The organism is Elusimicrobiota bacterium (genome assembly GCA_016180815.1).
In the GTDB taxonomy this organism is placed as follows: domain Bacteria; phylum Elusimicrobiota; class Elusimicrobia; order JACQPE01; family JACQPE01; genus JACPAN01.
The window spans coordinates 106,810-119,828 of record JACPAN010000013.1; the positions used below are offsets into that span (position 1 = coordinate 106,810).

Genomic DNA, 13,019 nt, shown 5'->3' on the forward strand with positions numbered 1-13,019 from the left:
AGCCAAATAAATAAAACGATGTTTAAAATAGCCGCGGCCGCATGTTTTTGGACAGCGGCTAATCTAGCCCCGGTTGTGGCCTTGCAAGGAGATGAATCTTTAGCCCCGGACCTTGTGCTCGGCAATTTCAAGACGGCAATAGCGGCGGATCATCATATCATGGTCGGCAAGCCGACTCCTGCCGAACTAAGGCGTAAAGTTAAAGAGGCGCGGCTTTCGTATTTGACGAGATACGCCATGAATCCATTGTGGACGGTAGAGTGTGAAAATGTCGCCGGCACTATTGACCCCTTGTTCTGCAAAATCAAACCGCCGGCTTGGACGGAGGCTTTGCGAGAAACGGCCGCGCTTGTGCTCGACAGCGATGTTTCCGATGAGGCTGTTTCCAATGCCATGGAGGATTTGGTTTACAACGGCATCGTGATGTCGCGGGATACGAGCAAAAATGAGAAAACCATCGCTCTTGTAACAGGCACGGCTATTGCCCGGGCGTCTCCTTTAATCGGCGAGAGAACGGTTGCGTTTCTTGGCGCGGTTGTCGATTACCATGAAGGCCGCAACGCTTCTTACGGTTTCAGCACTGGATATGAGGCCGCGTCGAAATCGTTCAATGCCATCAAACTGATGTACTACTTAAAGTACCCCGATGATCCTGTGTATGGCTATTCTCTGGTCAAAATGTCTGTTTTAAATACGATGAAATATATCGTTGCGTCCCATCCATCACCCAGGATATACATGATGGCCAAGCGTTTTCTTGAGGAGGTTGACGTCCCATGGCGTTATGGTGACGTCAACATTGAAAAGCTTATTCAAGAACGAATTGCAAACGGCCTGCCGTCGGTCTACACGATACCAACGGAATAAAAGGTATTTTCAAATGAAAAAATTAACGCCCTCGAAAAGCATGCTTAAGACAATCGGGTTAAACGCCGTTGCGTTTGCCGCCTTGGCTCAATCTGCTCTGGCCGGAGGGATTGCCGATCCCTACAGTTTCGACCCGTCCGATCCCCCGATGAGCGTGGCTTGGTACCATAATCCAAGCGAAGAAGTAATGCGAGTCTTCGGCCGGCTTTGGGAGGTTCTGGGACGATTCCATGCCCCCGTTATGCCCGCCTTTTTAGAGTACAAGTACACGGCGGGCGAGGACTTCTCTTACGCTTACTCATTTAGCAAACCTTGGGAAAGGACAGACGACCGGCGCAAACCTGCCCTTGGCGCTATCGTGATCACCAGGGAACTGATGGATAGCGTTCGCAACGAGCATGAGCTGGCTTGGCACATCGCCCACGAACTGGCCCATATTCAATTTAGGCACTCTGAAAAACTATGGCGTGGGTCTATCGCCCCCACGCCAGACGTAGAAAAAGAAGCTGATACCTACGCCGTCATCTATATGCATGAGGCCGGTTTCAATTGCAAAGAAAGCGAAGGAGTATTCAGGCGTATGTTTGAAGGTTGGCTGCGAAAAGGTTCTGACTCAGAACGAGCGTGGCATGAATCAAGGGATAAAGCAAGGGCGGACATGTACCATCCGCTGGAAGAAAGGCTCAATTTATACCGTTCGGTTTGTCGTTGGTTAAACGAGGGGGAATGATCATGCTGAATAGAGCAATCATAAAATTCGCGGCGGCGGCGCTTATTCTGGCTGGCGGCCTGCCGGCAAAGGGCGAATCAACGGCCGTCGATCTGGGCAGTCTGCTCGCAAGCTCAGTCCGTAAAAATGAGGTTACGGGGCGATTCGAGTGGATCGGCTCCGATAAAACAATCAACGACATCAACAAACTGCTTTTTGACCCCGCCATCAGCGACGCGGATGCGGCGTACGGCGTTGAATTCCTGGCGCACCATTTAACCGATGAAGCGCTGCTCAATGAAATCACCGTTTTCAACGGCCTTATTTACTTGCGCCGGGCCGAGGCCTTCCAATCGGGGGCTGTCCTTGCCCTGGCCGGTATCGCCAATTGTTCAAAAACCATCTCCTGCGCCAAAACGCGAACGCCGGAATCAATTGCCGCGGCGCTCAAGGCCATCCGCTCTCTTAAAATGATCTACATCCTGAATCCCCATGAAGAGGAAATAAACACGACACGCACCCTCATCAACGCGCGGACCGGGGCAGTGATTACCGTGGATGAAAGCGACATTGAAAGGTTCCGGGTATACCCGGATGATTTTGCCGGCGGTCTCAGGGAAATAGGCGATGCGATTAATGACTGGGCTCTTGAGGCCGGGGACGCGATTTTCGGCAAGCCAACTTTTGAAAACGAAATTCGTGCGAAGATTAAAGGTGAAATGATGGGAATTTTAATCAGCGAACCCAATCCCCTGATCCGATCGGCCGCAACAGCATTTTTAAAGGACGAAGCCCCGGGCTATATCGATGCCGCCGCCAAAGTACGCCGCGATGTCGATGTCTGGGCCAAAAAACATGGGCTATAAGACACCGTGGGGCGGATATTCCCCGCTTCGTCATTCCGGCGAAAGCCGGAATCCAGGCCCCCCAAGAGAGTCCAATAAACTGGATACCGGCTTTCGCCGGTATGACGGAAAAAGAAAGGGTTCGGGGAATTTCTGGCCGTGGCGCAGGTTCAACATTTTGCTCATCCTGTTGGGTCTGTGCCTTGGTCTAAATGCCGCATCTCCTGATTTTGCGGAGATCGATCGCCTTTATCTTTACCGCCACTTGGGCTCAAACCTTGAAGAATCGATCAACCGGCTTCAAAGTATGGATGCGGCATCACCCGGTAATCCGGACATTTTGTGGCGATGGGGACGCGGCCTGGTCAAACTAGGCGAACGCCAAACAAAGAAAAAAGGGAAGCTGATATTTTTCTCACTAGCTGAAGAAAAAATCAAACAAGCGTTGGCTTTAAAAGCCGACAACGCAGAGGCTCATTTTTGGTTCGGCGTTGTTCTGGGCCGCAAAGCCGAAACCATGGATTTTTTAAGCGCTTTGACTCTAGTGGGTCCCATGAAAAGAGAAATGATGACTGTTCTCAGCCTCAATCCCAGGCATGCAGGCGCCCATTATTTTCTGGGACGCTTAATCCTTGAGTTGCCTGGCGGTAATAGAAAGAAAGCTCTCGAAGAACTTGAAGAGGCCGTGAAACTTGCCCCAAACTGCGCCGCGTGTTACCCGACCTTGGCCGAGGCTTATCTTGACGCCGGGGATGAGTATAAAGCCAGGCTCACGCTCCGGGCCGCCCTCGCCATCAAAAAACCCGACGATCCGGCGGAATATGAAATTGATCTTGAAAATGCCCGTAAACTACTGGAAGACATTGGGGAATAAAGCGCGGGGAGGAGCTATGGCGTTATGGAAAAATTGCTGATACCCTTTGAAAGCATGTTGGGGTCATTGTTTCTTATCGTCAGCCTGGGAGTCGCCCGGGCCGACATCTTTCGCGATCCGCCCACGGAGGCGGATTTATACACCGACGAATATTTTAATGCTCTTGAAAAAGAGGTCGCAAGCTACCGCCTCTCGCCGCGCGCCTGCCCCGGCCCGGCTACGGAACCCGAGCGCCGGGCCATGGAAACCGAGTGGGCCGGGCTCGTTCCGGGCGTGAGTCTTCACTTACCCGCAACCACCAGCCGCGCCCAAATCGAAGGCGTCCGGCGCTTTGCGCGCGCGTATATTCTCCATGGCCTGCCCATTATGTCCGTTCGGTTCGCGGATGAGCCCTATATCGTCAAAACCTTTTCCAGCTTATCAACAAGCGCTGACGACGATTATACCGGCGATGTGTTTTATCTGCCAAAACGGCTTTGCGACGCGAACAAGCTCGCCAAAACGCTTCGTTATTTTCAGTTGATGAGCATCAACACTACAACCGGCGCTCTCGGGAAAAACATCATGGCCCGTTATGGTAACCTCAAACTGACATTCCCCCGCGCCTTGATTGCTTTTGAATACAACGCCATGCCGGGGAAGGTAATCCTCAACAAAACCGACGTTATTTACTTCGCCTTAACCGGTTCTGCGGAGTCCGCAACGGGGGGAAAAGCAAAATCAGACTACCGCAGCCCAGCCTTAAGCGGGGCAAAAACGTCTACAGAGGACCGGGAACTGCTACGACATGGCCTTGATTCAATATTGGTGGATACGATGAACTTTAGTTGGGGCCGCCTTGACGGGCGCGTCCGAAACCCAGAGGCCGCGACTTTATTAACCGATGACGACTGCGCCTTTCCGGAATCTTTTTGTGAAATGTGGGCGGGTGAAGACCGAGACTTTTGCCTGGAGAATTTTGCCGCCTTTGAGGAGAGGGTGGCGGATATCTGCAACGAAGGCTATGTCGAAACTTATGGCGGCCCGTCGCCGCATCCTTAAAAAATCATGATCACTCCTTTTTCCGCCATGTTCGTTAAACTCAGGAAGGACGCTGGTTTTGAAAGCCCGTATGATTTCTACCATAAAAATGGCGGAGCCAAGGTGCTTCAACTATCCTTTGTGGGCTACCTTAAAATCGAAAAGGGGGAAATTTTGCCTCAGGCCAAACGGCTTTCTCTTTTGATTCATCTGCTCAGAATCAAGCCGGGCACGGAACAGGTGCGAGGGCTTCTGGCCGCTTACATAAAAACCATGGTCGGTGATCATGAAGTTTTTGATTCTCTTTTTCAGCCGATGATGGAAGGCAGGCGGCTGGAGGGTTCCCTCTCCGCTCTTTCCATTAAAGCCGCCAAGGTGCTCTCCAAAGAGCGGGTGCAGCATTTGACTCCGGACCAGTTTCATGGCGTTATCCAAGACCCGGCCGGCTACTGGTGTCTGGAAGTGTTGACCAATGACGAGGGGCCATGGACGATTGAGACTTTGGCCAAACTGCTTAAAATGAGCAAAAGCGAAATCAACGCGGCCATGAACAATCTTAAAAAACACAAACTCGCCAAAGAAAAAAAGAAAGGGGAATGGATCAGCGCTTTCGGCTGCCGTCATTTTACGGCTCCGGCCTCCCTCACTTATGGCGAAGCGGAACGCGAATGCCTGAAAAAATGCTGGGAAACAGCGCGAAAAAACGGGATCAATCTGATGAACCGGGCCATCGCCATCCGCGCCAGCGAAGCGGATATCCGCAACTATTTGGAACATATCCGGGAGGCGCTGGACACGGCTGCGGTTTACGCCAGCTTCGACCGCACCCCTGATTCCCAAATGTTTTTAATCCACACCCAGGCGCATAAGCTTTTTCCGCTTTAGGGATACCCCGGCGGGCAAGAACGGGCAAAACGAAGGGATTGGCGGAAATCGCTCATGGGGCTGGCGCCGCCTTCCATTTCATAAAGCGCTCTTTTTAAGTAATGCCGGGCTCGTTGGCAATTATCAGCATCCCCGGGCAAGGGGCGGGAAGCATAAATAAAAGAACCGCGATTGCACTCAACAACGCCGTCTTCATCCGTGCAATAAAGCGCCGACCATTCGATAAAGGACTCCCATGATCCCGATATCAACCAATCTATTTTTTGACAGGAGCCTTCTTTGATGATGCTCGCCAATCTGCTCAGGCCTAAATCCATGGAACCGCAATTTAAGCCTCCCGTCAACCCGGCCTGCCTGGCAAAATGAAAACCCAAAACCGTGGCCATGGCTTCCTCGGTGCTGGTATAGGTATTTTCTCCCAAAATTCGATGAACATAGGCATGAAAATATTCATGAGTCAAAGTTTCCGCAGCCAATTGCCGGGCCATGATTTGTTCCTCTCCCATACGCAAGGTGCAAGACCAAAGCGCATTCATCAAAATATCCCCTTCCGAAGGCCGGAAACGGCCCATGGGAACAGGACCGTTAAAATCATGGATTCGGACGGAAATGGGACCTACGGCAGCTTTCATGCTCCGAAAGTCGGCGCTGCGTCCGGAAATGCGTTCGGCCAGCCCCCGAATGGTTTCCTGAGCAGCTTCCATGCGATAGGGGCAAGGCCGTTGGGTTGCCAAGATATGTTCTAGAACAAGACAATTCATTGATTCGACGTCATCAGCGGATACTCCCGGCAAAAGATCTCTTAAGGCGGATTCCTCAGGTAAATCTGCGCTTGAAACCAAAACTGACGATTCCTCCAAAAAACCTTCGGCCCGGCAGGCATCAATTCTGCCGCCAACGGCATCAGCCAGCTCGCCGGCATGAATTCCTGCCGTCAGCATCAGGAGAAAAACCGTTCCGACCATCCCTATAAATGTACCAGAGGAAAGGAGGGCCGGCAATGGGACCGGCTGCTGGAGCTTAGATGTTAAGGCGTTTTTTAATCTTGAGAAAAGCGTTAAGAGCGGTTTCGATGTGGGCTTGGGTATGCTCGCTGGTCATAATGGTGCGCACGCGCTCTTTGCCCTTGGCCACGGTGGGATAAGTAATGGAAAGGGCAAAAACTCCCTCGTCAAATAAGCCCTGCTCTAATTTTCGGGCCTTCTCAGTGTCTCCGGCCATAACAGGGGTGATGGGAGTTTCGGACTGCCCTGTGTCAAAGCCCATTTTTTTAAGCTCTTCTTTAAAAAAACGGGTGTTTTTCCAAAGCCGTTTGATACGTTCGGTATCGGTCTCAAGCACGTCTAAAGCCGCCAGACAAGTGGCGGTCACTGATGGAGGGTGGGAACTCGAAAATAAGAACGGTCTGGCTTTATGAAACAGAAAATCCTGCATTTCTTTAGTGCTCGCCACATAGCCGCCGATGGCCGCGATGGCCTTGGATAAGGTGCCGATTTGAATGGGGATTTGATCGGTCAAGCCGAAATGAGACGGCGTTCCCCGGCCATTGGGACCCATGACGCCGGAAGCGTGCGCGTCATCCACCATGACAAGAGCATCGAAGCGTTCGGCGACGGCGGCAATCTCCGGCAAGGGCGCGACGTCGCCGTCCATGGAGAAAACCCCGTCCGTGACAATCATGCGCCGCCGCGTGCCCGGCGCATTTTTTTCAAGAATCCCGGCCAACGCCTTGACGTCGCGGTGGGGGTAAATAAAACGCTTGGCCTTCGACAGCCGTCCGCCGTCGATGATCGAAGCGTGGTTCAATTCATCGGAAACCAACAGGTCTCTTTCATCGGACATCACGCTTTGAACAACGGCGACATTGGTGGCGAATCCGGACTGAAGAACCACGGCGGATTCCGTGCCTTTAAATTTGGCCAACCGCTCTTCCAATTGAACGTGAATGGTTTGAGTGCCGATAATGCTGCGCACCGCCGCCGTCCCCACGCCGAAATCATCGATCGCTTTTTTCGCCGCTTGAATGAGCTTTGGATGAGTCGTCAATCCCAAATAATTATTGGAACTCAGGTTGACGACTTTTTTACCATCGATGACCGAAACGGGCTCTTGGGGAGTTCCCAAAATGCGCAAACGGCGGTGTAATCCGTTTTTCTTCAAATCGCCGAGCTCATCTTGGAGGAAGCCCAGCGCTGGATGCGCTTTAAGCATAAGCTAATGTAGTACGTCCAACACTTCTTTGCTTTTGGCGTCATTCCCGCGAAGGCGGGAATCCAGGCCTGGACCCCGGCTTTCGCCGGGGTGACGAATGCAAAGGGATTTATGACGCACTACACTAATTCAATGCGAAAATGATTTTGCCGCAATCTCTTTGCGGCCCGGAAAACAGTTCGAACGCCTGCTGCGCCTCTTTGAGAGGGAATGAATGGCTGACCACGCTTTCCAAATTGACTTTACGCTCGCTGATCAGCCGATCGAGCTCGTCCTCACCCAAATCAATGCCCATTTTGCCGGCCGTGATGCCGAATAGGGATAAGCGGCCTCCGTTTCTTAAAACCTGAAAAGCCAAGGCGACCAATTGATCAGCGCCGGACATCTCAAGGCAAACGTCGAAACCTTCCTTGGTTTTTTTGAGCCCAAGAAGCTTTTCTTTAAGATCGCCGTCGCCTTCATGCCCGAACACATGATCAGCGCCCAGCGTTTTGGCCAGCTTGGCGCGAAACGGGCTTTTTTCAACGGCCACGACCAAAGAAGCGCCCATGGCTTTGGCGATTTGCACGGCGTAAAGCCCCTGAGGGCCGCAGCCCATCACCAGCACCGTTTTTCCGGTCACCGGCTCAACGCAAGTGGCATAGAGCGCGTTGCCCATCGGCTCCATCAAACTCGCATAGTCATAAGGAATATGGGAGCCTAATTTCCATAAGACGCGCTCCGGCACCGTGATATATTCGGCGAATCCGCCGTTAGCGTCCACGCCGATCAACGACATTTTCCGGCAAAGATGTCGGTCCCCGGCCAGACAGGAAGCGCAGGCTTCGCAAAAAATATGAGATTCGACGGCCACGCGATCGCCGGGGCGGATGTTTTTGACGTCGGGCCCGCACTCGGCGATTTCGCCGCAGATTTCATGGCCGAAAATCATGGGAGGATGGATTCGATGGGGCGCCCAAGATGTCCAGTTGAAAATCGGCAAATCGCTGCCGCAAATCGACGCCCGGTGCACCTTGATCAACGTTTCACCTTTGCCGGGGCGAACGACCGGAACGTCGGCCAATTGGGCGCCGCGGCTGCGGCTTGTTTTCATCAAGGCGAGCACGGATACACCATATTAATTCTTGAAGAAATTTTTAGCCACAAATAAAAAATTTTCTTTTCGCTCCCTGATGCGACGGTAAAAATACCGGAACCATTCATTGCCATAGGGCAGGTAAAGCCGGACCCGGTATCCGCTTTTGACCAATTCCATGGCCAGCTTGGTGCGGATGCCCAGAAGCATCTGAAATTCGAAATCCTTGGGCGTTTTGCCGTATTTACGGGCGAACGCGATGGCGTTTCTAATGCGCAATTCATCGTGGGTGGCGACGGCCGGGGACTGGCCGTCCTTTAACAGCATTTCGCAGCAATGATCGTAATTGGCGTCGACGTCGTTTTTGGCGGCGAAGGCGATGGCCGGAGATTCTTTATAAGCCCCTTTGCATAAACGCACGCGCGCCTTGGAAACGACCAAATCCCCGATATCGTCCGCCGACCTGTACAAATACGCCTGGATGACGATGCCCACATGATCGCCGTATTCCTTCCGAAGCGTTTCAAAAATATCCAGCGTTCGCTCGGTGTAAGGGGAGCCCTCCATATCGATGCGCACAAAATTGCCGTGTTGTTTGGCCAATGCAAGGAGCATGCGCATATTTTTTAGGGCAAGTTCATCGCTGATATCGAGGCCGAGATGGGTCAGCTTGACGGAAATCGTGCAGGCGCGTTCGCCGTCGTTGCCGATCTCTTCCAGAAGCTCCGAATATTCCCGGGCAACGCCTGCGGCGGCATCGGGCTCTTTCGTGTGTTCGCCCAAAAAATCCAACGTCGTCGAGAGTCCGAGCTTCTGAATCTCCCGGACTCGGGCCAACGCTTCACGCTTGGTCTCGCCGGCCACGAAACGATTGGCTAGAAAAAGCATGGATAACCATGATGATATAAAAACACAAACTCCCTCTTGACGCAAACGCCAACTGACCTCAAACTTAAGGGGCCGTGAGTAAACGCTTCGTGAACGAATTCATTGGCGCCGTTTTCAAGCGCCTCAAAGAAAACCTGACGCTGGGCAACGCCGTCGCCGCCATCCTTCTTTTCTCCGCGGGCTTCGGCGTCTCATCGGCCGTTTATTTTGCCGATCAGCGGATGGCTCAACGCTGGGAAATGAACTGGCCTGATTTTTTTTCATCCAAAGACGGCCTGTCTCTTGATGTTCCGGCCATCCCGGACCTGAATATCACCGTGCCCAAGCCTGAAGAAGCCGCCTTGCCTGCGCAGAGCACATTCGGTTTGATCGCCGCGCTTGAACCGGCTAAAAATCCGCCTGCCCCGCACGCAGCGCATTCCATTGAGCCGCCGTCCTACAGAAAAAATTTTCCATCAACGATCAAGGCCAAGGCGATCTCCGCTCAAAAAAATAATCTTCAAAAAACGCCGGCCTTGACGGCCGCCAACATATGGCCTAAAGAATACGACCGGATATTTTTATGCCTGATCCTGATCGGATTTTTGGGAATTTTTATGGCGACGCGCCTCACCAGCGCCGATCCCTCTTGGCGGCTGATCAATTCTTTAGCAATTAGCGCAATTTTCGGGCATTCCCTATTTTATTTGCACCAAGGGCTCTATCAGGCCAAAGGACCCGGACTCTGGATCGGATTCGTTTTGATCATGCTCAGCGCCATGGGCACGATTTACGGCTGTTATAACAGCTATCTGGAAAAAGAAAAACAGTAATGCCAGAATGACTGGCTCATGCAGGCCCGAACATTCGAAGGGTTCTCCGTTGGCAAAAACGGCCGCCTAACAATCGGCGGCTGCGATGCCGTCCTTCTCGCCCAACGCTTTGCAACCCCGTTGTATGTTTTCGATGAAACCCGCCTAAGAGCCAATTGCCGGGACTATCGGGAAGCCTTCCGGCTGAATTATCCCTCGGAAAGCAGAATCGCTTACGCGGCCAAGGCCTTTTTAACCTTGGCCATGGCGAAGCTGATCAAAGAAGAGGGGCTGAGCCTCGACGTCGCCTCCGCCGGGGAACTATTTACCGCCATGAGCGCCCGATTTCCGGCCGGCCGCATCTATATGCACGGTAATTGCAAAACTCAGGAAGAAATGACCATGGCCTTGCGATACGGAGTCCATCGCCTCATCATCGATAGCGAGCAGGAACTGATCCAACTCAACCGCATCGCCGCTAAAATGGGGAAAAAAGCGGATATTTTTTTACGCATCACTCCGGGGGTCGAGGCGCATACGCACGAATACATCAAAACCGGTCATTTGGACACAAAATTCGGCATCCATATCGAGAGCGGCCTGGCGTTAAAAGCCGTCAAGTCGGCGCTGGCCTTGAAAAATATCAATTTGCACGGCATCCACGCCCATATCGGCAGCCAAATTTTCGACCTGGAATCCTACCAAGTGATGATCGAAATGGTTTTTGCGTTCTTAAAGGACGTCCGCTCAAAAACGAAAAAAGTCTTCGGCGAATTAGATTTCGGCGGAGGGCTGGGCATTCGTTATTCGCAGGAGCAACACCCGCCTTCGGTCGCAGACTACGCCCGGGTCATCAGCCGCACTCTTGGGCAGATCAGCCACGATCTTGACTATCCATTGCCTCAAATCATCGTGGAACCGGGGCGTTCCATCGTCGCGGAAGCGGGCGTGACGCTCTACACGATTCATTACGTCAAAAAAATTCCCGGCGGCAAATCTTATGTGATCGTGGACGGCGGCCTTTCGGACAATCCCAGGCCGGCCCTTTACGGCGCCCGCTATCGCGTGGCCGTGGCGAATAAGATGAACAAACCGGCCAATTTTCCCTGCACCGTTTCGGGGAAACATTGCGAAACCGACCGGCTTTTCCAAGACGTCAACATTCAAACGCCTCAACGCGGGGACATCATGGCCGTCTTTTCCACGGGAGCCTACAATTACTCGATGGCCTCCAATTACAATCGCTACCCAAGGCCGGCCGCGATCATGGCCGCAAACGGCAAAGCGCGCTTAATCGTCCGTAGGGAATCCCTGGGCGATCTCTTGCGCCAAGACCTTTAAATCCACGGAATCTTGCGTGTCTCATTTTTCTGTGTTACACTCCCACGAAGCTTAGAATGTGGGGGGATGTATATCTTTTCTTTTGCGATACCTGATTCCCGTAACGGCGGCGGCGCTTTTAGCGTCCTGCGCGATGATGCCTTCGGCCCATGCCCCCTCGTCCTTTCCCCAGACCATCGCGGTTTTACCCATGAAAAACGCATCTGATTATCCCGCGGAGTCCGCAACTGTCAGAAATTTATTGGAATTTCATCTAATGGATTCCGGATACGAGGTGCCTGATCTCGAGGTCACTGACCTCAAGCTTAAATCCATCGGCGTCACGGACGGTTATCAATTGAATGTCGTCGCCCCGCAAAAAATGGGCCTGCTGCTGGGGGCGCCGTCCGCTCTTTATGGACAGTGGCTGAAAGCGCCGGCCGGGCAGAATTATCAGGCCGACTTTTGGCTCGTAGACACCAAAACCGGCGCCAAACTTTGGGAGGAGTCCATTGACAAGCCCGCTCCTAATATGGAACGCTTAGTCAAACAAATCATAAAAAGCTTAAATAAAGCCAAGAAAACGACAAGGAGGGATCAATGATTCAAAGAATGATCGGCTTAGCCGCCGTCGCCGGCTTGATGACCGGTTGCGCAGCTATGCAATCCACCAAAATGAAACAAGCGGTTTCCGCCAATGTCACCGAAAAGGTGGATTCAAAATACACCGGCCCCAAGAGAAGAGTGGGCGTCGTTGATTTCGATAATAAAACCGCTTACGGGCAAAATCGCCTCGGCGGAGCCGCTGCCGATATTTTAATTACCGAACTCGTTAAAACCGGCAAATTTGTCGTCGTCGAGCGGGACAAGCTCAATAAGCTCATGGATGAGCAAAAATTGGGCATGACGGGAGCCATTGATTCCACCACCGCAGCCCAGATGGGCAAAGTTCTCGGCTTAAACGCCATTGTCACCGGCGCCATTTCCAATTTCGGCGTCAATACCACGGGCTCAGATTACCTGATCACCCAAACAAAACGTCAGGTGGCTCAAGCCACGGTTGATATCCGGGTGGTTGACGCGGAGACCGGGCAAGTGCTTTATGCCGATTCCGGAAAAGGCGAAGCCAAATCCGGGTCAGGATCGTTCCTGGGCATGGGCACAAAAGGCGGCTACAACGAAGGTCTGGAGGGCGAGGCCTTGAGGGCCGCCGTTTCCCAGCTCGTTGAAAACATTACTTCGCAAATTAATAAAAAACCTTGGTCCTGCCGGGTGGCTGAAGTGGAAGGGCCAACCGTATATATTGATGCGGGATCCGAGTCCGGCATGGAAAACGGCCAGAAACTGATGGTGTTCAAGCTCGGCCGGGAAATCAAAAGCCCGACCACCGGCTTGGTGATCGGCCGGACCGAAGAGAAACTGGGCGAACTGGTTTTGGAAGAGGTGATGGACAGCATGTCCAAAGGCCGCATGAAAGGAGCGGCGCGCGCGCCGTCATCGGGTGATTTAGCCCGGATGGCGAACTGATCTTTTG

At 52.6% G+C, this 13,019-nt stretch carries 14 protein-coding genes; 10 read left to right on the forward strand and 4 right to left on the reverse strand.

From position 1 onward, the window contains the following. Positions 1-18 precede the first annotated feature (18 nt). Genes HYT79_07105 through HYT79_07130 form a run of 6 tightly spaced genes read left to right on the forward strand, consistent with a single transcriptional unit; the run spans position 19 to position 5,200 of the window. Positions 19-867: a hypothetical protein gene (locus HYT79_07105; GenBank protein ID MBI2070357.1), complete on the forward strand. Its 849-nt coding sequence runs from the start codon at positions 19-21 to the stop codon at positions 865-867. Between the two features lie 13 nt (positions 868-880). Beyond that, a complete protein-coding gene (locus tag HYT79_07110; GenBank protein ID MBI2070358.1) occupies positions 881-1,597 on the forward strand; it encodes a M48 family metalloprotease in 717 nt (238 codons plus the stop codon). A gap of 2 nt (positions 1,598-1,599) precedes the next feature. After that, positions 1,600-2,442 carry a hypothetical protein gene (locus HYT79_07115; GenBank protein ID MBI2070359.1) on the forward strand — a complete coding sequence of 281 codons (843 nt, stop codon included), beginning with the start codon at positions 1,600-1,602 and terminating at the stop codon, positions 2,440-2,442. Then, positions 2,432-3,295, forward strand: coding sequence for a hypothetical protein (locus HYT79_07120; GenBank protein MBI2070360.1), 864 nt, complete (start codon positions 2,432-2,434; stop codon positions 3,293-3,295). The genes HYT79_07115 and HYT79_07120 overlap by 11 nt, the downstream gene beginning before the upstream one ends. Positions 3,296-3,319: 24 nt before the next feature. After that, on the forward strand, positions 3,320-4,336 hold the full coding sequence (locus tag HYT79_07125) for a hypothetical protein (GenBank protein ID MBI2070361.1): 1,017 nt from the start codon (positions 3,320-3,322) through the stop codon (positions 4,334-4,336). A gap of 6 nt (positions 4,337-4,342) precedes the next feature. Next, positions 4,343-5,200 carry a hypothetical protein gene (locus HYT79_07130; GenBank protein MBI2070362.1) on the forward strand — a complete coding sequence of 286 codons (858 nt, stop codon included), beginning with the start codon at positions 4,343-4,345 and terminating at the stop codon, positions 5,198-5,200. On the opposite strand, the gene HYT79_07135 is transcribed toward HYT79_07130, so the two are convergent. The 4 genes from HYT79_07135 to HYT79_07150 all read right to left on the reverse strand — a co-directional run bounded on the left by HYT79_07135 (position 5,197) and on the right by HYT79_07150 (position 9,374). Further along, a complete protein-coding gene (locus HYT79_07135; GenBank protein MBI2070363.1) occupies positions 5,197-6,165 on the reverse strand; it encodes a hypothetical protein in 969 nt (322 codons plus the stop codon). The genes HYT79_07130 and HYT79_07135 overlap by 4 nt on opposite strands. Positions 6,166-6,220: 55 nt before the next feature. Then, the gene (locus tag HYT79_07140) at positions 6,221-7,411 is read right to left on the reverse strand and encodes a glycine C-acetyltransferase (GenBank protein MBI2070364.1); all 1,191 of its coding nucleotides are present in this window, start codon (positions 7,409-7,411) and stop codon (positions 6,221-6,223) included. Between the two features lie 124 nt (positions 7,412-7,535). Then, positions 7,536-8,516, reverse strand: coding sequence for an alcohol dehydrogenase catalytic domain-containing protein (locus HYT79_07145; GenBank protein MBI2070365.1), 981 nt, complete (start codon positions 8,514-8,516; stop codon positions 7,536-7,538). Between the two features lie 12 nt (positions 8,517-8,528). Further along, on the reverse strand, positions 8,529-9,374 hold the full coding sequence (locus HYT79_07150; GenBank protein ID MBI2070366.1) for a proline dehydrogenase family protein: 846 nt from the start codon (positions 9,372-9,374) through the stop codon (positions 8,529-8,531). Between the two features lie 89 nt (positions 9,375-9,463). Between HYT79_07150 and HYT79_07155 the strand changes: the two genes are divergently transcribed. From HYT79_07155 to HYT79_07170, 4 genes are all read left to right on the forward strand, one after another. Beyond that, entirely contained in the window at positions 9,464-10,186 is a 723-nt protein-coding gene (locus HYT79_07155) for a hypothetical protein (GenBank protein ID MBI2070367.1), read from the forward strand. 18 nt (positions 10,187-10,204) lie between these two features. Further along, positions 10,205-11,506 carry a diaminopimelate decarboxylase gene (gene lysA / locus HYT79_07160; GenBank protein ID MBI2070368.1) on the forward strand — a complete coding sequence of 434 codons (1,302 nt, stop codon included), beginning with the start codon at positions 10,205-10,207 and terminating at the stop codon, positions 11,504-11,506. A gap of 133 nt (positions 11,507-11,639) precedes the next feature. Beyond that, on the forward strand, positions 11,640-12,089 hold the full coding sequence (locus HYT79_07165) for a DUF799 family lipoprotein (GenBank protein ID MBI2070369.1): 450 nt from the start codon (positions 11,640-11,642) through the stop codon (positions 12,087-12,089). After that, on the forward strand, positions 12,086-13,012 hold the full coding sequence (locus tag HYT79_07170; protein MBI2070370.1) for a hypothetical protein: 927 nt from the start codon (positions 12,086-12,088) through the stop codon (positions 13,010-13,012). Before HYT79_07165 ends, HYT79_07170 begins: the two co-directional genes overlap by 4 nt. Positions 13,013-13,019 lie beyond the last annotated feature (7 nt).